The sequence below is a fragment of the Variovorax sp. BGA-UO-ETr-C22 genome, assembly GCF_059567965.1.
The window spans coordinates 563,246-581,573 of record NZ_JCAQPA010000010.1; the positions used below are offsets into that span (position 1 = coordinate 563,246).

At 67.8% G+C, this 18,328-nt stretch carries 22 protein-coding genes; 19 read left to right on the forward strand and 3 right to left on the reverse strand.

The features are described from left to right. Positions 1-2 precede the first annotated feature (2 nt). The gene (locus AC57B8_RS16020) at positions 3-1,376 is read right to left on the reverse strand and encodes a serine hydrolase domain-containing protein (protein ID WP_496480110.1); all 1,374 of its coding nucleotides are present in this window, start codon (positions 1,374-1,376) and stop codon (positions 3-5) included. Positions 1,377-1,762: 386 nt separating this feature from the next. Between AC57B8_RS16020 and AC57B8_RS16025 the strand changes: the two genes are divergently transcribed. The 13 genes from AC57B8_RS16025 (at position 1,763) to AC57B8_RS16085 (ending at position 12,688) form a co-directional block, all read left to right on the forward strand. Then, positions 1,763-2,710 carry an ABC transporter ATP-binding protein gene (locus AC57B8_RS16025; protein WP_070059934.1) on the forward strand — a complete coding sequence of 316 codons (948 nt, stop codon included), beginning with the start codon at positions 1,763-1,765 and terminating at the stop codon, positions 2,708-2,710. Then, a complete protein-coding gene (locus AC57B8_RS16030) occupies positions 2,707-3,471 on the forward strand; it encodes an ABC transporter permease (RefSeq protein ID WP_487847952.1) in 765 nt (254 codons plus the stop codon). Before AC57B8_RS16025 ends, AC57B8_RS16030 begins: the two co-directional genes overlap by 4 nt. Before the next feature lie 19 nt (positions 3,472-3,490). Next, entirely contained in the window at positions 3,491-3,733 is a 243-nt protein-coding gene (locus AC57B8_RS16035) for a BolA family protein (RefSeq protein WP_062471708.1), read from the forward strand. 42 nt (positions 3,734-3,775) lie between these two features. After that, positions 3,776-5,065: a UDP-N-acetylglucosamine 1-carboxyvinyltransferase gene (gene murA / locus AC57B8_RS16040; protein WP_062471705.1), complete on the forward strand. Its 1,290-nt coding sequence runs from the start codon at positions 3,776-3,778 to the stop codon at positions 5,063-5,065. Next, positions 5,062-5,703 carry an ATP phosphoribosyltransferase gene (hisG, locus tag AC57B8_RS16045; protein WP_390346376.1) on the forward strand — a complete coding sequence of 214 codons (642 nt, stop codon included), beginning with the start codon at positions 5,062-5,064 and terminating at the stop codon, positions 5,701-5,703. The genes murA and hisG overlap by 4 nt, the downstream gene beginning before the upstream one ends. Positions 5,704-5,714: 11 nt before the next feature. Then, positions 5,715-7,037 (forward strand): histidinol dehydrogenase, encoded by a 1,323-nt coding sequence (gene hisD, locus AC57B8_RS16050; protein ID WP_492679583.1) that lies wholly within the window; start codon positions 5,715-5,717, stop codon positions 7,035-7,037. A 37-nt stretch (positions 7,038-7,074) separates the two neighbouring features. Continuing rightward, positions 7,075-7,902 carry a hypothetical protein gene (locus AC57B8_RS16055; RefSeq protein ID WP_496480111.1) on the forward strand — a complete coding sequence of 276 codons (828 nt, stop codon included), beginning with the start codon at positions 7,075-7,077 and terminating at the stop codon, positions 7,900-7,902. A gap of 12 nt (positions 7,903-7,914) precedes the next feature. Next, positions 7,915-8,295: a hypothetical protein gene (locus AC57B8_RS16060; protein WP_070059929.1), complete on the forward strand. Its 381-nt coding sequence runs from the start codon at positions 7,915-7,917 to the stop codon at positions 8,293-8,295. Next, the gene (hisC, locus tag AC57B8_RS16065; RefSeq protein WP_496480112.1) at positions 8,292-9,395 is read left to right on the forward strand and encodes a histidinol-phosphate transaminase; all 1,104 of its coding nucleotides are present in this window, start codon (positions 8,292-8,294) and stop codon (positions 9,393-9,395) included. The genes AC57B8_RS16060 and hisC overlap by 4 nt, the downstream gene beginning before the upstream one ends. Next, the gene (gene hisB / locus AC57B8_RS16070) at positions 9,392-10,009 is read left to right on the forward strand and encodes an imidazoleglycerol-phosphate dehydratase HisB (RefSeq protein WP_496480113.1); all 618 of its coding nucleotides are present in this window, start codon (positions 9,392-9,394) and stop codon (positions 10,007-10,009) included. The genes hisC and hisB overlap by 4 nt, the downstream gene beginning before the upstream one ends. A gap of 19 nt (positions 10,010-10,028) precedes the next feature. After that, positions 10,029-10,688: an imidazole glycerol phosphate synthase subunit HisH gene (hisH, locus tag AC57B8_RS16075; RefSeq protein ID WP_062471685.1), complete on the forward strand. Its 660-nt coding sequence runs from the start codon at positions 10,029-10,031 to the stop codon at positions 10,686-10,688. 63 nt (positions 10,689-10,751) lie between these two features. Beyond that, the gene (gene hisA / locus AC57B8_RS16080) at positions 10,752-11,495 is read left to right on the forward strand and encodes a 1-(5-phosphoribosyl)-5-[(5-phosphoribosylamino)methylideneamino]imidazole-4-carboxamide isomerase (protein ID WP_062471681.1); all 744 of its coding nucleotides are present in this window, start codon (positions 10,752-10,754) and stop codon (positions 11,493-11,495) included. Between the two features lie 20 nt (positions 11,496-11,515). After that, on the forward strand, positions 11,516-12,688 hold the full coding sequence (locus tag AC57B8_RS16085) for an AAA family ATPase (protein ID WP_496480114.1): 1,173 nt from the start codon (positions 11,516-11,518) through the stop codon (positions 12,686-12,688). 16 nt (positions 12,689-12,704) lie between these two features. Here AC57B8_RS16085 and AC57B8_RS16090 read toward each other — a convergent pair whose 3' ends face one another. After that, entirely contained in the window at positions 12,705-13,619 is a 915-nt protein-coding gene (locus AC57B8_RS16090) for a transporter substrate-binding domain-containing protein (protein ID WP_492728457.1), read from the reverse strand. 11 nt (positions 13,620-13,630) lie between these two features. Further along, positions 13,631-14,938, reverse strand: coding sequence for a dicarboxylate/amino acid:cation symporter (locus AC57B8_RS16095; protein ID WP_070059926.1), 1,308 nt, complete (start codon positions 14,936-14,938; stop codon positions 13,631-13,633). Between the two features lie 132 nt (positions 14,939-15,070). Here AC57B8_RS16095 and AC57B8_RS16100 point away from each other — a divergent pair, with 132 nt between their 5' ends. The 6 genes from AC57B8_RS16100 to AC57B8_RS16125 are packed head-to-tail and all read left to right on the forward strand — an operon-like array spanning position 15,071 to position 18,294. After that, entirely contained in the window at positions 15,071-15,904 is an 834-nt protein-coding gene (locus tag AC57B8_RS16100; protein ID WP_496480115.1) for a D-hexose-6-phosphate mutarotase, read from the forward strand. Between the two features lie 22 nt (positions 15,905-15,926). Beyond that, positions 15,927-16,712 (forward strand): imidazole glycerol phosphate synthase subunit HisF, encoded by a 786-nt coding sequence (gene hisF, locus AC57B8_RS16105; protein ID WP_056572731.1) that lies wholly within the window; start codon positions 15,927-15,929, stop codon positions 16,710-16,712. A 42-nt stretch (positions 16,713-16,754) separates the two neighbouring features. Then, positions 16,755-17,144 carry a phosphoribosyl-AMP cyclohydrolase gene (gene hisI / locus AC57B8_RS16110; protein WP_095743771.1) on the forward strand — a complete coding sequence of 130 codons (390 nt, stop codon included), beginning with the start codon at positions 16,755-16,757 and terminating at the stop codon, positions 17,142-17,144. Beyond that, positions 17,141-17,530, forward strand: coding sequence for a phosphoribosyl-ATP diphosphatase (locus tag AC57B8_RS16115; RefSeq protein ID WP_139701050.1), 390 nt, complete (start codon positions 17,141-17,143; stop codon positions 17,528-17,530). The genes hisI and AC57B8_RS16115 overlap by 4 nt, the downstream gene beginning before the upstream one ends. A gap of 25 nt (positions 17,531-17,555) precedes the next feature. After that, complete coding sequence (locus tag AC57B8_RS16120; RefSeq protein WP_056572726.1) at positions 17,556-17,945, forward strand: DUF4870 family protein; 390 nt, start codon at positions 17,556-17,558, stop codon at positions 17,943-17,945. Continuing rightward, positions 17,935-18,294, forward strand: a complete 360-nt coding sequence (locus AC57B8_RS16125) for a histidine triad nucleotide-binding protein (RefSeq protein ID WP_070059922.1) — start codon at positions 17,935-17,937, stop codon at positions 18,292-18,294. Before AC57B8_RS16120 ends, AC57B8_RS16125 begins: the two co-directional genes overlap by 11 nt. The last annotated feature ends 34 nt before the right edge of the window (positions 18,295-18,328 follow it).

Below are 18,328 nucleotides of genomic sequence, written 5' to 3' on the forward strand. Positions count from 1 at the left end.
CCCTAGCGCGTGCGTGGCACCGCTGCGGTCAGCAGCGAGAGCGCCTTGTTCAGGGTTGAGGTCGCGAATCGCTCCCCCTTGGAGTGGCCGATGCGCACGACCACAAGATCGTGCGACGGAATCACGAGCACGAACTGGCCCCCTGCGCCGAGCATGTAGTAGGCCGTCGTTGGCACCGCCAGCGCTCCCGTTCCATTGATCCAGAAGAATCCCCCGTAGATGGGGCGCTGGTCTGCGGCCCAGGCTGGTGCGGCCGTGCTCACGAAGTTGACGAACCCCTCGGGAAGAATGCGTTCCCCGTTCCACACCCCGTCCTGCAGGTAGAGATTGGCCAGCCGGGCCCAATCGCGCGCCGACATGAAGTCGTAGCCTTGCGTGAGGAAGTTGCCGTAGGGATCGGTCTCGATCACCATGGAGCGGATGCCGATCTTGTCGAAGATGGCGCGCTGCGGGAACGAGAGGTACTCTTCGCCGCGCTTCTCGACCGCAAGGCGGACCAGGTAGTTGGCAAGCACCGGATCGGTGTTGCGGTAGCGGCCCACCGTGTTGGGTGGCCATTGCTGCGGTCGGGTCGCAGCGTAGTTGAAGGCGTTGATCCGGCCCGTGTAGTAGTAGATGTGATCGGGGTAGGTGCCGTTGGGATCGAAGTCCGGATCGTCCGGGGCCTTGATGCGCAGCCCGCTGGACATGCGCAGGATGTCGGCAATGCGGATCTGCTGGCGGCCGTCGCCGGCACCTTGCCATTCGGGAATCGGCGCGGGCTGGTCGAGCTTGTACACGCCCTGCTTGATCAGAACGCCCATCATCGTGGCCACGACGCTCTTGCCCATCGACCATGATTCGAGCGGCGTTGTCGCGCTGATGCCGCTCATGTAGCGCTCGCCGATGAGCCGCCCCTTGTGCGTGACCACGAAGGCCGCGGTGTAGGCCTCCGTGGTTTCAAAGGCGGCGCCGATGGCCTGGTTCACCTTGGCCATGTCGACGTCGGCGGGCGGCGGGTCGTTCGACAGCACATCGCCCATGGGCCAGGGCACGGTCGTGGGGTCGGCCAGCGCGCTCTTGACATTGACGGGTGTGAAGAAAACGTCGTCCTTGCCGGGCGGCAGCGTGATGCAGCCCTGCGATCCGAAGTGGCGAGCCACCAGCGTCGGACCGCCGTTGGGCATCGTGATCCGCACCTCTTTCTTGGTGCGGTCGACGACCGGCGCCCCTACCTTCTTGCGCTGTTCGTACGGCCCCGTGAAGTACCCGATGGTTTCGGCGGCGACCGCAGGATCGAGTCCGGTGATGAAGACCGCCGAGCACATGGCCTTGGCATAGCCGGACGTGTTGTGCTCCAGCACATCGCCGGGTGGTGGCACGTAGGGCGTGTCCAACTCCAGGCACTTGGCGCGCGCAATGAGTGCATCGCGGGCTGGCAGCTGGGCCGAACCGGCAGATGAAGTGCAAGGTTGGGCGGTGCCGCCCCCTGCGCCAGCGCCTGCGCCGCCGCCAACAAGGGCGATGCCGCCACCTCCGCCGCCACCACCTCCTCCCCCGCAAGCAGTCAGCACCATCGCCAGGAGCAGGGCGGCAACGGTTGGGAGGGGGCTGCGGGTCAAACACTTCATTGGCGTTCCTCGCGATGGGCGGTTGCGGTGCGCAAAATCGGCACCGGCGGGATTGTGGGTGAACTCCGGGCCGATGCCTAGCGCGGCCGGCTTCCCACGTTCACCCCTGAGCAGCGCCGAAAAACCCATCGCCCGTAAAATCGCGGGCTCCCATGCCCGCGATCTCATTCCAGTCGGTCTCCAAGACCTACCCTCCCTCCCGTCAGCAACGCGCCCAAGGCAAGCAGGGGCTGCGTGCGGTCGACGAGGTTTCCTTCCAGATCGAGCCGGGCGAGTTCTTCGGCCTGCTCGGCCCCAACGGCGCGGGCAAGACCACCCTCATCAGCATGCTGGCGGGCCTGTCGCGGCCCACGGCGGGCGCGATCAGCGTGCACGGTTTCGACGTGCAGCGCGACTACGCCGAAGCCCGGCGCCAGCTCGGCATCGTGCCGCAGGAGCTGGTGTTCGACCCCTTCTTCAACGTGCGCGAGTCGCTGCGCATCCAGTCGGGCTACTTCGGCATCAAGAACAACGAAGCCTGGATCGACGAGCTGCTGCAGAGCCTGGGCCTGGCCGACAAGGCCACGGCCAACATGCGCCAGCTCTCGGGCGGCATGAAGCGCCGCGTGCTGGTGGCGCAGGCGCTGGTGCACAAGCCGCCGGTCATCGTGCTCGACGAGCCCACGGCCGGCGTCGACGTCGAGTTGCGCCAGACGCTCTGGCAGTTCGTCGCCAAGCTCAACAAGCAGGGCAGCACCGTGCTGCTCACCACCCATTACCTCGAGGAAGCCGAAGCCCTGTGCAGCCGCATCGCGATGCTCAAGCTCGGCAAGGTGATCGCGCTGGACCGCACCAGCGAGCTGCTGAAATCGGCCGCGAGCAATGTGCTGCGCTTCAAGACCGATGCCATGCTGCCCTGGGCCATCGCCCAGCACGCGCGCATCACCGGGCGCATCGTGCAGCTGCCGGCGCAGAACGCGCATGAAGTCGAACAACTGCTGGCCGCGATCCGCGAAGCCGGCGTCGCGGTGGAAGACGTGGAAATGCGCAAGGCCGACCTGGAAGACGTGTTCATCGACCTGATGGCGGGCGAGCAGACGCCGCTGGAGGTGTCGCGATGATGGCCGTCACTGGGTGGCGAGCGCTGCTCTACAAGGAAACGCTGCGCTTCTGGAAGGTCGGCTTCCAGACCGTCGGCGCGCCGGTGCTCACCGCGCTGCTGTACCTCATGGTGTTCGGCCATGTGCTCGAAGGCCGCGTGACGGTCTACGGCTCCGTGGGCTACACCGCTTTCCTGATCCCCGGCCTCGTGATGATGAGCGTGCTGCAGAACGCATTCGCGAACAGCTCGTCCTCGATCATCCAGAGCAAGATCATGGGCAACCTCGTGTTCGTGCTGCTCACGCCGCTGTCGCACTGGGGCTGGTTCTTCGCCTACGTGGGCTCCTCGGTGATCCGCGGGCTGGCGGTGGGCGTGGGCGTGTTCGCCGTGACCGTCTTCTTCGCCGTGCCGAGCTTCGTGGCGCCGGTGTGGATCCTGGTGTTCGCGCTGCTGGGCTCGGCCATGCTGGGCACGCTCGGCCTCATCGCCGGGCTCTGGGCCGAGAAGTTCGACCAGATGGCCGTGTTCCAGAATTTCCTGATCATGCCCATGACCTTCCTGTCGGGCGTGTTCTATTCGATCGGCTCGCTGCCGCCGTTCTGGCAGAGCGTGAGCCACCTGAACCCCTTCTTCTACATGATCGACGGCTTCCGCTACGGCTTCTTCGGGGTGAGTGACGCCTCGCCCTGGCTGAGCTTCGGCATCGTCGGTTCCGCCTGGCTGGTGGTGAGCGCGATTGCCGTTCACCTCCTGCGCATCGGCTACAAAATCCGCGGCTGAACCCGCCTTCCAAGACCCCATGACCGCTGACGAACTCCAAGCCATCATCGCTGCCCATCTGCCGTGCGAGCACATCACGCTCGAGGGCGACGGCCGACATTGGTACGCGACCATCGTCTCGGCCGAATTCGAGGGCAAGCGCGCCATCCAGCGCCACCAGCGGGTCTACGCCACCCTCGGTGCGAAAATGCACACCGACGAGGTGCATGCGCTCTCGATGAAGACCTACACGCCGGCCGAATGGGCCGCCGTGGACAAATGACTTTCCGGCCCCTGCGGGCCTCCTGATTTCGCTGGATCCTTCATGGACAAACTTCTGATTCGCGGCGGGCGTGAGCTTCGCGGCGAAGTGCTCATTTCCGGCGCCAAGAACGCCGCGCTGCCCGAGCTGTGCGCGGCGCTGCTGACCGACCAGCCCGTGGTGCTGCACAACGTGCCGCGCCTGCAGGACGTGTCGACCATGCTCAAGCTGGTGCGCAACATGGGCGTGACGGCCGAGGCCGACGACAACGGCACCGTGCGCCTGAACGCCGGCGAGCTCGGCAATCCCGAGGCCCCCTACGAACTCGTGAAGACCATGCGCGCCTCGGTGCTGGCGCTGGGCCCGCTGCTGGCGCGCTTCGGCCACGCCAAGGTGTCGCTGCCCGGCGGCTGCGCCATCGGCTCGCGGCCGGTCGACCAGCACATCAAGGGCCTGCAGGCGATGGGTGCCGAGATCGTGGTCGAGCACGGCTACATGGTCGCGCGCCTGCCCGAGGGCCGCACGCGGCTGAAGGGCGCGCGCATCCTGACCGACATGGTCACCGTCACCGGCACCGAGAACTTCCTCATGGCCGCCGCGCTGGCCGAGGGCGAGACGCTGCTCGAGAACGCCGCGCAGGAGCCCGAGATCGTCGACCTGGCCGAAATGCTGATCCGCATGGGCGCGAAGATCGAAGGCCACGGCACCAGCCACATCCGCATCCAGGGCGTCGAGAAGCTGCACGGCTGCGAACACGCCGTGGTGGCCGACCGCATCGAGGCCGGCACCTTCCTGTGCGCCGTGGCGGCCACCGGCGGCGAGGCCTTCCTGCGCCACGCGCGCGGCGACCACCTCGACGCCGTGATCGACAAGCTGCGCGACGCCGGCTGCACCGTCGTGACCGAGCCCGACGGCATCCGCATCGGCTCGCAGGGCCCGGCCTACGACCACCTGAAGGCGCAGAGCTTCAGCACCACCGAATACCCCGGCTTCCCGACCGACATGCAGGCCCAGTTCATGGCCCTGAACGTGATCGCGCGCGGCGCTTCGATGGTCACCGAGACCATCTTCGAGAACCGCTTCATGCACGTGAACGAGATGGTGCGCCTGGGCGCGCGCATCCACGTCGAAGGCAAGGTCGCGATGGTCGAGGGCGTGCAACAGCTCTCGGGCGCCACCGTGATGGCCACCGACCTGCGCGCCTCCGCCAGCCTCGTCATCGCCGGCCTTGTGGCCGAGGGCGAGACGCTGGTCGACCGCATCTACCACCTCGACCGGGGCTACGACCGCATGGAATCGAAACTGCGCGGCCTCGGTGCCGACATTGAACGCGTGACCGGAGCCGCCGCATGATCACCCTGGCTCTTTCCAAAGGCCGCATCTTCGAAGAGACGATGCCCCTGCTGGCCGCCGCCGGCATCGAGGTCACCGAAGACCCCGAGAAGTCGCGCAAGCTCATCCTCGACACCACCCGCCCCGACGTGCGCGTGGTGCTGGTGCGCGCCTCCGACGTGCCCACCTACGTGCAGTACGGCGGCGCCGACCTGGGCGTGACCGGCCTGGACGTGCTGCTCGAGCACGGCAACCAGGGCCTGTACCAGCCGCTGGACCTGCGCATCGCGGCCTGCCGCCTCAGCGTGGCCGTGCGCGCCGACTACGACTACGCCTCGGCCGTGAAGCAGGGCTCGCGCCTGCGCGTGGCGACCAAGTACGTGGGCCTGTCGCGCGACTTCTTCGCCAGCAAGGGCGTGCACGTCGACCTGATCAAGCTCTACGGCAGCATGGAACTGGCGCCGCTCACGGGCCTGGCCGACGCCATCGTCGACCTGGTCTCGACCGGCAACACGCTCAAGGCCAACCACCTCGTCGAGGTGGAACGCATCATGGACATCAGCGCCCGGCTGGTCGTCAACCAGGCCGCGCTCAAGCTCAAGCGCGAACCCATCCGCCGCATCATCGACGCCTTTGCGTCCGCCATTCCCTCCGCCTGAACCTCACGCCCATGACTCTGCAAGCAGCCCCCGCCCGACTGTCCACGAACTCAGCCAGCTTCGACGCTGAATTCAAGGCGCGGCTGCATTGGTCCGCGGACGCGGACGCGGCGATCGAGAAGGTGGTGGCCGACATCCTGGCCGACGTGCAAAAGCGCGGCGACGAAGCGGTGCTGGAGTACACGAACCGCTTCGACAAGCTCGACGCGAAGACGCTGCCCGAGTTGGAGCTCACGCAGGCTGAACTGAAGGCCGCGTTCGAAGGCCTCCCCGCTGTGCAGCGCGACGCGCTCGAAGCCGCCGCGCGCCGCGTGCGCAGCTACCACGAGGCACAGAAGAAGGCCTCCGGCGAAAGCTGGAGCTACCGCGACGCCGACGGCACGCTGCTCGGCCAGAAGGTGACGCCGCTGGACCGCGTGGGCATCTACGTGCCGGGCGGCAAGGCCGCGTACCCGTCGAGCGTGCTGATGAACGCCATTCCCGCGCACGTCGCCGGTGTGGGCGAAATCATCATGGTCGTGCCCACGCCGAAGGGTGAGAAGAACCAGCTCGTGCTCGCCGCCGCCTACGTGGCCGGCGTGACGCGCGGCTTCACCGTCGGCGGTGCGCAGGCTGTGGCCGCGCTGGCCTACGGCACGGCCACCATCCCGGCCTGCGACAAGATCACCGGCCCCGGCAACGCCTACGTGGCCGCCGCCAAGCGCCGCGTGTTCGGCACCGTGGGCATCGACATGATCGCGGGCCCGAGCGAGATCCTGGTGCTGGCCGACGGCTCCACGCCGCCCGACTGGGTGGCCATGGACCTGTTCAGCCAGGCCGAGCACGACGAGCTGGCGCAAAGCATCCTGCTGTGCCCCGACGCCGCCTACATCGACCGCGTGCAGGCCGAGATCGACCGCCTGCTGCCGACCATGCCGCGCGCCGAGATCATCGCCGCCTCCCTCAACGGCCGCGGCGCGCTGATCCACACGAAGAGCATGGAAGAGGCCTGCGAGATCAGCAACCGCATCGCGCCCGAGCACTTGGAAGTCAGCAGCAGCGAACCGCACCGCTGGGAACCGCTGCTGCGCCACGCCGGCGCGATCTTCCTGGGCAACTTCACCAGCGAGAGCCTGGGCGACTACTGCGCCGGCCCGAACCACGTGCTGCCCACGAGCGGCACGGCGCGTTTCTCGAGCCCGCTGGGCGTGTACGACTTCCAGAAGCGCTCCAGCCTCATCGAGGTGAGCGAGGCCGGCGCGCAGGTGCTGGGCCCGATCGCGGTCACGCTGGCCGAAGGCGAGGGCTTGCAGGCGCACGCCGAAGCCGCGCGCATGCGCCTGCGTAAGATCTGAGGCTCCAACAACCCCGCTTCAGGGAGGAGCACGCCAGATGATTCAACGCCTCTATCGCTCGCGATTTTTCCGTTTCGCCACCGGCCTCGTTGCCGGTGCCGCCTTGCTGGCCGCCTGCACCCAGATGCCGCAGAACCGCGCCGAGACGACGGCGATGGCGGCCACGTCCAGTGCTGCAAAGCCCGCACCGGCGCCCGCCCAGCTCGGCACGCAATGGGGCGAAGGCATCGAGTCGAAGACTCGCACGGTGGCTGCCAAGCGCCTGTCCGACCAGCCCGACGACGTGGCCTCGATCGGCTACAACGATGCGGCCAGCGTGCGCCGCGACGCGGGCAGCAACCCCGAGCGCCGGCTGAACCTGCAGCTGGCCCAGGGCGACATCGAATGGTCGGTGCTCGACGAGAACGACCGCCCGCTGCCGCTGCAGCGCGCACGCCGCAGCGGCAATGACATGTTCCGCCTCGCCGGCGTCGAAGGCGCGCGCTACACGCTGCGCTTTCGCAACCTCAGCGACCGCAGCTACGAGGTGATCGCCACCGTCGACGGCCTGGACGTGCTCAATGGCAAGCCTGGCAGCCTGCGCAACGGCGGCTACGTGCTGCGCCCGCAGCAGACGCTCAACATCGAGGGCTTCCGCAAGAGCCAGAGCGAAGTGGCCGCCTTCCGTTTCGCCACGCAGGGCCGTGCCTACGCCGCGAACACCGAGGCCGGCGACGTGCGCAACATCGGCGTGATCGGCGCCGCGCTGTTCGAGCTCGAAGAGCCGAACGCCCCGCGCCGCACCCGCCGCGACGCCTCGCCGTCGCAGCCCAGCGCCTTCCCGGCCGACGGCGCGTACGCGCCGCCGCCGCGCTACCGCAAGTAAGCCAGCGAGGCCATGCAACGCGCCGCCGTCCTGCTGTTGCCGCGCCTGCCGGCGCTGCTGCTCGCCCTGGCGGCCGGTGCGATCGGCGCCGGCGCGCAGGCGATGAGCATCCGCGAGCTGCGCACGCTCGAAGCCAACGAGAAGGACGGCAAGGCCTACGCCAGCTACTACCTCGTCGGCGTGCTTGAAGGCCTGCGCGAGGGCGTCGAGTCGTCGCAGCGCAACGGCCAGGTGCCGCCGTTCTGCATCGAGGGCCGCCGCCTCGAACCCTCGATGGCCCGCTCGCTCTACCAGACCGAGCTGAGCCGCAACGCCGACAGCTACGAAGCCGACATGCCCGTGCAACTGGTCATGGCCGGCGCCCTCCGCAACAGCTACCGCTGCACCCGATGACCGTTTCCGATTCCTCCGCCTCCGACACCCGTCTGCCGCTCGACCGCATCCGCGCCGACGTGCGCGCCATGCATGCCTACGCGGTGCAGGACGCGCGCGGCTTCCTCAAGCTCGACGCGATGGAGAACCCCTACGGCCTGCCGCCCGCGCTGCAGGCCGAACTGGGCGTGCGCCTGGGCGCGCTGTCGCTCAACCGCTACCCTGGCGACCGCGGCGCCGACCTGCAGCGCGCGCTGGCCGCCCATGCCGGCTTGCCCGAAGGCTTCGGGCTGATGCTGGGCAACGGCTCGGACGAACTGATCTCGCTGCTGGGCATCGCCTGCGACCAGCCCGGCGCCGCCGTGCTGGCGCCCGTGCCCGGCTTCGTCATGTACGCGATGAGCGCCCAGCTGCAGGGCCTGCGCTTCGTCGGCGTGCCGCTGACGGCCGATTTCGAACTCGATGAGGCTGCCATGCTGGCCGCTATCGCGCGCGAGAAGCCCGCCATCGTCTACCTCGCCTACCCGAACAACCCGACCGCCAACCTCTGGGACGACGCCGTCATCGAGAAGATCGTGCGAGCCCAGGGCGCACAGGGCGGCCTGGTGGTGATCGACGAGGCCTACCAGCCCTTTGCCGCCCGCAGCTACATCGACCGGCTCGCGAACCACCGCCACGTGCTGCTGATGCGCACCCTGAGCAAGTTCGGCCTGGCCGGCATCCGCCTGGGCTACCTCATGGGCCCCGCCGCGCTGGTCGCCGAGATCGACAAGGTGCGCCCGCCGTACAACATCAGCGTGCTCAACTGCGAGGCTGCGCTGTTCGCGCTGGAGCACGCGGCCGTGTTCGAGGCCCAGGCGCGCCAGATCCGCGAAGGGCGCGACCAGCTCATGGCCGCGCTGGCCCGGCTGCCGGGCGTGAAGACCTGGCCCAGCGACGCCAACATGATCCTGCTGCGCGTGCCCGATGCCACCCGTACCTTCGAGGGCATGAAGGCCCGCGGGGTGCTGGTGAAGAACGTTTCTAAAATGCATGAACTGCTCGCCAACTGCCTGCGCCTCACCGTCGGAACGGCCGACGAGAACGCGCAGATGCTGGCGGCGCTCGAAGCCTCACTATGACCACCCCCACGACCCTGGGCAGCACCGATCGCATCGCGACGGTCACCCGCAATACCGCCGAGACGAAGATCACGGTCAGCGTCAACCTCGACGGCACCGGCAAGGCCAAGCTCTCCACGGGCATCGGCTTTTTCGACCACATGCTCGACCAGATCGCCCGCCACGGGCTGATCGACCTGGACATCGACTGCGAGGGCGACCTGCACATCGACGGCCACCACACGGTGGAAGACGTGGGCATCACGCTCGGCCAGGCTGTGGCCAAGGCCATCGGCGACAAGAAGGGCATCCGCCGCTACGGCCATGCCTACGTGCCGCTGGACGAAGCGCTCAGCCGCGTCGTCATCGACTTCTCGGGCCGCCCCGGCCTCGTGATGCACGTGCCCTTCACCAGCGGGATGATCGGCACCTTCGACAGCCAGCTCACCTACGAGTTCTTCCAGGGCTTCGTGAACCACGCCTTCGTCACGCTGCACATCGACAACCTGAAGGGCGTGAACGCGCACCACCAGTGCGAAACGGTGTTCAAGGCCTTCGCGCGCGCCATGCGTGGCGCGCTGGAGCTCGATCCGCGCTCCGTCGGCGTCATTCCCTCGACCAAGGGTTCGCTCTGAAATTCCTCAGCGAACAGCTATGAAATCTGTAGCAAAGAATTCCGTCGCGGTCGTCGACTACGGCATGGGCAACCTGCATTCCGTGTCGCAGGCCGTGCGCCATGCGGCCGACCAGGTGGGCGTGGAGGTGTTCGTCACCTCCGACCCGGACGTGGTGCGCCAGGCCACCCGCGTGGTGCTGCCGGGGCAGGGCGCCATGCCCGACTGCATGCGCGAGCTGCGCGACTCGGGCCTGCTCGAATCGGTGCTCGAGGCCGCGGCCAGCAAGCCGCTCTTCGGCGTGTGCGTGGGCATGCAGATGCTGCTGTCGCGCAGCGACGAAGGCCCGACCGACGGCCTGGGGCTCATTCCCGGCGAGGTCGTCAAGTTCGACCTGGCCGGCCGCCTGCAGCCCGACGGCAGCCGCTTCAAGGTGCCGCAGATGGGCTGGAACCAGGTGCGCCAGGCCCAGCCGCACGCGGTGTGGGCGGGCATTCCCGACCAGAGCTACTTCTATTTCGTGCACAGCTTCTACGCGTGTCCGGCCGATGCCCGGCACAGCGTGGGCGAGGCCGATTACGGGGCATGCTTTACCGCGGCCATCGCACGCGATAACATTTTTGCAACCCAGTTCCACCCGGAGAAGAGTGCGGACCATGGGCTGCAGCTGTATCGCAACTTCCTCCACTGGAATCCCTGACCTTATATTCCCGCCCGGGCCGCACCGTTGGCAGCCCGGCTTTCGCACACTCGCGTCACTTCCATGCTCCTCATTCCCGCCATTGATCTCAAAGACGGCCACTGCGTTCGCCTCAAGCAGGGCGACATGGACCAGTCCACCATCTTCAGCGAAGACCCCGCCGCCATGGCCCGCAAATGGGTCGAGGCCGGCGCCCGTCGGCTGCACCTGGTCGACCTGAATGGCGCCTTCGCCGGCAAGCCGCAGAACCACGCGGCGATCAAGGCGATCCTGAAGGAAGTCGGCGACGACATCCCGGTGCAGCTGGGCGGCGGCATCCGCGACCTGGACACCATCGAGCGCTACATCGACGACGGCCTGCGCTACGTGATCATCGGCACCGCCGCGGTCAAGAACCCGGGCTTCCTGAAGGACGCCTGCAGCGCCTTCGGCGGCCACATCATCGTGGGCCTGGACGCCAAGGACGGCAAGGTCGCCACCGACGGCTGGAGCAAGCTCACGGGCCACGAGGTGGCCGACCTGGGCAAGAAGTTCGAGGACTACGGCGTCGAATCGATCATCTACACCGACATCGGCCGCGACGGCATGCTCTCGGGCATCAACATCGACGCCACCGTCAAGCTCGCGCAGGCGCTGACCATCCCCGTGATCGCCTCGGGCGGCCTGTCGAACATGGCCGACATCGACCAGCTCTGCGCGGTCGAGTCCGAGGGCGTCGAGGGCGTGATCTGCGGCCGCGCCATCTACTCGGGCGACCTCGACTTCGCCGCCGCCCAGGCGCGCGCGGACGAGCTGGCCGGCGCCTGACGCCTTTGCCGTAACGGCGCGTGCTCTCCGCGCTCGCCATTGCCAACTACCGCTCGCTGCGCCAGCTGACGGTGCCGCTGGGCCGCCTCACGGTGGTCACGGGCGCCAACGGCAGCGGCAAGTCGAGCGTGTACCGCGCGATGCGGCTGCTGGCCGACATCGCCAACGGCGGCGTGATCCGCTCGCTGGTGCGCGAGGGCGGGCTGTCTTCCACGTTGTGGGCCGGGCCCGAGCGCTTTTCGGCGGCCATGCTGCGCGGCGAACAGCCGGTGCAGGGCACCACGCGCAGCGAGCCGGTGGCGCTGAAGCTGGGCTTCGCCGGCGCCGAGGCCGAGGATTTCGGCTACGCCATCGACATCGGCCTGCCGCCGCCGGTCCCGTCCTCGGCCTTCTCGCACGACCCGCAGATCAAGCACGAGGCGATCTGGAGCGGCCCGCTGCTGCGCCCCTCCACGCACCTGGTCGACCGCAAGGGCGCCGCGCTGCGCCTGCGCGACGGCAAGGGCTGGCAGGCCATCGGCCGGCCGATTCCCGCCTTCGCCAGCATGATGACCGAGCACGCCGACCCGCGCGACGCGCCCGAGATGCTCACGCTGCGCGAGCAGATGCGCTCCTGGCGCTTCTACGACCACTTCCGCTCCGATGCCGACGCCCCGGCGCGTCAGCCGCAGCTGGGCACCTACACGCCCGTGCTGGCGAACGATGGGGCCGATCTGGCCGCGGCCCTGCAGACCATCCGCGAGATCGGCGACGGCGAGGCGCTCGACAGCGCCGTGGACGATGCCTTCCCGGGCGCCCGCATCGAGGTGCAGGCGAACGGCGACCGCTTCGAGACGCTGATGCACCAGCACGGCCTGCTGCGGCCCCTGACGGCAGCCGAACTGTCGGACGGCACGCTGCGCTACCTGCTGTGGATCGCGGCGCTGCTGACGCCCCGTCCGCCCGCGCTGCTGGTGCTCAACGAGCCCGAGACCAGCCTGCACCCCGACCTGCTGCCGGCGCTCGGCCGCCTCATCGCGCAGGCCGCGCGGTCGTCGCAGGTGATCGTGGTGTCGCACGCGGCGCGCCTGATCGCCGCCCTGGACGACAGCGACGGCCTGCAGCCGGTGGTGCTCGAAAAGCGCTTCGGCGAGACCCGCATCGCGAACCTCGACATGAGCGAGATGCCGCGCTGGGAGTGGCCGGCGCGGTAGAGAAGGGCGGGCCGGCCTACTCGGCCTTCACCGCCATCGTCTGGATGATCGTTTCCAGCTGCGCGCTCATCGGCAAATTGAGGCTTTCTCCCGAAGGCAGCTTGCGCATGAACCAGCGCTTGTACTGGCGGTGGATCTCGCCGTCTTCCGCCAGCACCTGGAAGGTGTCGACCACCACCTTGTTGAGCTGCGGGTCGCCCTTGCGGTACATGACCGCGTACGGGTCGTAGGAGAGGAAGTCGCCCACCACCTCGTACTGCGCCTTGGCGGCGTCGCGGGCGATCAGGCCGTAGAGCAGCACGTCGTCGGTGGCGAAGGCGTCGGCCTGGCCTTCTTTCACGAGCGCGAACGACTCGGCATGGTCGCGCGCCACCTTCAGCTCGATGTTGAGCTTGAACTTCTGCGACAGGTCGCGCAGCGTCTTCTCGTTGGTGGTGCCGGCCGTCACGGCCACCTTCTTGCCGGCCAGGTCGCGGAACGACTGGATCGGCGAGCCCTTCTTCACCAGCACCTTGGTGCCCGAGACGAACATGGTCGGCGAGAAGGCCACGCGCTTCTGGCGCTCGAGGTTGCTGGTGGTGGAGCCGCACTCGAGGTCGACCTGGCCGCTGACGACCGCGTCGATGCGCGAGTCGGAGGTGACGGGCACCCACTTGATCGTGAGGCTCTTGTTGACCGTGTCCTCGATGGCCGTGACGAGCGCGCGGCACAGCTCGATGGAATAGCCGATCGGCTCCTTGCGCGCATTGAGGTACGAAAAGGGCACCGAGGCCTCGCGGTGGCCGATGGCGATGGTACCGCTCTCGCGCACCTTGGCCAGCGTGCCGGTGAGGAGCTCCTGTGCCTGCGCGGGGCCGCCCGGCAAGGCCAGGGCCACGGCCGCCAGCAGCCATGCGGCGACGGCGGAGGGCAGCGTGGCGATGCGCGTCATGGCGTGGCGCCTCACGCGTGCGCCGGGTGGGCGAGGGTGGCGGCGGCTTCCTCGTCGAGCACCTTGGCGTTGGCCTCGGCATCGCTCTCGGACAGCAGCTCGCCTTCCCACTTGGCGACCACGGCGGTGGCGATGGAGTTGCCCACCGCGTTGGTGGCCGAGCGGCCCATGTCCAGGAAGGTGTCCACGCCCAGGATCAGCAGCAGGCCGGCCTCGGGAATGTCGAAGTGGTTCAGCGTGGCGGCGATCACCACCAGCGAGGCGCGCGGCACGCCGGCCATGCCCTTGGAGGTGAGCATCAGGATCAGCAGCATGGTGATCTGCGTGCTGATCGGCATGTGGATGTCGTAGGCCTGCGCGATGAACAGCACGGCGAAGGTGCAGTACATCATCGAACCGTCGAGGTTGAACGAGTAGCCCATCGGCATCACGAAGCTGGAGATCTTGCGCTTCACGCCGAAACGGTCGAGCGCCTGCAGGATCTTCGGGTACGCGGCCTCGGAGCTCGCGGTGGCGAACGACAGCAGGAACGCCTCCTTGATGAGCACCAGCAGCTTGAACACGCGCGGCCCCAGGAACAGCAGGCCGGCCATGATCAGCACGCCCCACAGCACGAACAGGCCCAGGTAGAAGTCGCGCATGAACACGGCGAACTTGACGAGAATGCCCAGCCCGTTCACGGCCACGGTGGCGGCCATGGCCGCCAGCACCGCCAGCGGCGCGAGCTTCATGACGTAGCCCGTGATCTTGAGCATGGCGTGCGACAGCTCCTCGATGGCGGCCACCAGCGTCTTGGCCTTGTCGCCGAGCGAGGCCAGCGCCACGCCGAAGAACATCGAGAACACCACGATCTGCAGGATCTCGTTGTTGGCCATCGCCTCCACGAACGACTTGGGCACCGTGTGGCTCACGAAGTCCTTGAAGGTGAACTTGTTGGTCGCCAGGTTGGCCGAGGCGCCGATGTCGGGCAGCGGCAGGCCCAGGTTCTCGCCGGGCTTGAGCAGGTTGGCCATGACCAGGCCGATCACCAGCGAGATCAGCGAGGCCGTGAGGAACCAGCCGATGGCCTTGCCGAACACGCGGCCCACCGACTTGGCGTCGCCCATGTGCGCGATGCCCACCACCAGCGTGGAGAACACCAGCGGGCCGATCAGCATCTTGATCAGGCGCAGGAAGACGTCGGAGACGATGGAGACGTAGTCCGCGATCTCCTTGGCGGCCTTCTTGTCGGGAAAGCTGGTGAAGATCATGTAACCGACGATGATGCCGAGCACCATGGCGATCAGGATCCAGGCGGCCATGGGCAGCTTTTTCTTCATGCGTATCCCCTTTGTCGTGTGAGAGTGGTTCTTTTCGAGTGCACGGGACCGACCCGGCACAGGGTATCCAAGAAAGGCGGATGCACGCAATGGCCCGCTGCCAGGATGCGGCGGCTGCCTACAATTCCTCACATGGATATCCGCTCGATCGAGTTTCGAGGCCAGCCGGCGTTGCACGCCGTGGCGGCCGATGGCAGCACGCTGACGGTGGCGCTGCATGGCGCCCAGTTGCTTTCCTGGGCCCCGGCCCGCGGTGGGGAGCGACTGTATCTGAGTCCGAAGGCCGTTTTTGACGGCCAAACTGCCATCCGCGGCGGCATTCCCCTGTGCTGCCCCCAGTTCAACCAGCGCGGCATGCTCCCCAAGCATGGCTTCATGCGCAATCTGCCTTGGATTCGCGAGGAATCGGGCGCGCCCGACACGCTGCGGCTGGTGCTGCGCGACAACGACGCCACCCGCCGGCTCTGGCCGCATGCCTTCGAAGCGCGGATGGACGCCACGCTCGCCGCCGGCCGGCTGCGCACCGCGCTCACCCTGGCCAACAACGGCGACGCGCCCTGGCCGTTTTCGGCCGCGCTGCACACCTACCTGCGCGTGGACGACATCGCCGCGGTGCGCCTCGAAGGCCTGCAGGGCGCCGCCCGCTGGGACGCGGTGCGCGACGTGCGCCAGACCGAAACCGCCGCCGCGCTGCAGTTCGACGCCGAGTTCGACAGCGTCTACACCGCCCCGGCGCAGCCGCTGCGGCTGGTGCAGCCCGACGGCACGCTCGAAATCACCCAGAGCGAAACCTGCACCGAAACCGTGGTCTGGAACCCCGGCGCCGCGCTCGGTGCGACACTCGCGGACATGCCCCCAGAGGGCTTCCGCCACATGCTCTGCGTCGAGGCGGCCCGCATCGACGAACCCGTCGTGCTGGCGCCCGGCGCCCAATGGCAGGGCTGGCAACAGCTTTGCGTTCTCTGATTTCTCTCTGGTTCACCACCCCATGCTTGCCAAACGCATCATTCCCTGCCTCGACGTCACCGGCGGCCGCGTCGTCAAGGGCGTCAACTTCCTCGAGCTGCGCGATGCCGGCGACCCGGTCGAGATCGCGGCGCGCTACAACGCGCAGGGCGCCGACGAACTCACCTTCCTGGACATCACGGCCACCAGCGACGGCCGCGACCTGATCCTACCGATCATCGAGGCGGTGGCCTCGCAGGTCTTCATTCCGCTGACCGTGGGCGGCGGTGTGCGCACCGTGGCCGACGTGCGTCGGCTGCTCAACGCGGGCGCCGACAAGACCAGCTTCAACTCGGCCGCCATCGCCGATCCGCAGGTGATCAGCGACGCGGCCCAGAAGTACGGCTCGCAGTGCATCGTGGTCGCCATCGACGCCAAGCGCCGCAGCCCCGAAGACGCCGCCACGCGCGGCGCGGGCTGGGACGTGTACAGCCACGGCGGGCGCAAGAACACCGGCCTGGACGTGGTGCAGTGGGCGACCGAGATGGCGCGCCGCGGCGCGGGCGAGATCCTGCTCACCAGCATGGACCGCGACGGCACCAAGAGCGGCTTCGACCTGGCCCTGACGCGCGCCGTGAGCGACGCGGTCAATGTGCCGGTGATCGCCTCGGGCGGCGTCGGCAACCTCGACGACCTGGCCGACGGCATCCAGAAGGGCGGCGCCGACGCGGTGCTGGCCGCGAGCATCTTCCACTATGGCGAGCACACCGTGGGCGAGGCCAAGGCGCGCATGGCCGAGCGCGGGATTCCCGTGCGCATCGACGCCTGAGCGGGACCGGAAGGGTCTTTTCCTATCCTCGACAATATCCCCATGAATTGGCTCGATGAAGTGAAGTGGGACGCGAACGGGTTGGTGCCCGTGATCGCCCAGGAACAAGGCACGAACGACGTGCTCATGTTCGCGTGGATGAACCGCGAGGCGCTCGAAAAGACCGCCGAGCTGGGCCGCGCGGTGTATTTCAGCCGCTCGCGCAGCAAGCTGTGGTTCAAGGGCGAGGAGTCGGGCCACGTGCAGACCGTGCACGAGATCCGCCTCGACTGCGACAACGACGTGGTGCTGCTCAAGGTGACGCAGCTGGGCCACGAGCCCGGCATTGCCTGCCACACCGGCCGCCACAGCTGCTTCTTCAGCAAGTACGAGAAGGGCCAGTGGACCGTGGTCGAGCCGGTCTTGAAAGACCCGGAGTCGATCTACAAATGAGCGCCACAGTGAACGATTCGAACACCTCCGACGCGCTCGCCCGCCTGGCCGCGGTGCTCGAGAGCCGCCTGCCCGCGAACGGCGGCGACCCCGAGAAGAGCTACGTCGCCCGGCTGCTGCACAAGGGCCCCGACGCCTTCCTCAAGAAGATCGGCGAGGAAGCCACCGAGGTCGTGATGGCCGCCAAGGACGCCGACCACGGCGGCGACCGCTCGAAAATAGTGAACGAAGTGGCCGACCTGTGGTTCCACACCATGGTGGCGCTGGCCCACTACGGTTTCTCGCCAGCCGACGTCGTCGCGGAGCTCGAGCGCCGCGAAGGCACCAGCGGCATCGAGGAAAAAGCCCTGCGCAAGGTGCAGGCCCGCGAAGCTTCCAACGACTGAATGATCGATTGAAAGGGCATCGACCATGGCCAATGACATCGTGAACGTGGAACCCGACGACTCCCTCAAGACCTGGGGCTGGGTCAGCTACGTGCTGCACCTGATCGTGGCCATCGGCGCGGTCGTGCCGGGCGCGCAGGCCTCCGTGCTGCTGCTGCTCATCGCCCTCCTGATCGATTTCGTGAAGCGCGACGACGCGGCCGGCACCTGGCAGGCCTCGCACTTCAGCTGGCGCATCCGCTCGGTGCTGTGGGCCGGCCTGCTGTACATCGTCACCTCGTGGCTCTGGCTGCTGCTGTTCGTGCCGGGCTGGATCGCCTGGAGCCTGATTTCGCTGTGGTTCCTCTACCGGATCGTGAAGGGCATGATCCGGATGAACGACGGCCGTCCCATGGAACCCAAAGATGTCATCTGATCCGAACTGCGTCTTCTGCAAAATCATCGAAGGCAAGATCCCCTCGCGCAAGGTCTACGAAGACGACGACCTGTTCGGTTTCCATGACATCTCACCCTGGGCGCCGGTGCATTTCATGCTGGTGCCGAAGAAACACATCGCCTCGATGGCGCAGCTCACGCCCGAGGATTCGGCGCTCATGGGCAAGATCATGACGCTGGCCCCCCAGCTGGCGCTGGAGCAGGGCTGCCGGCCCTATCCGGACGGCGGCTACCGCGTCGTCGTGAACACCGGCGCCGAGGGCGGGCAGGAGGTTCACCATCTCCATGTGCACGTCATGGGCGGCCCTCGCCCCTGGCTTCGCGGCTGAGCAGGGTTAAGCCAAACTGTCACATTCCCCCCGA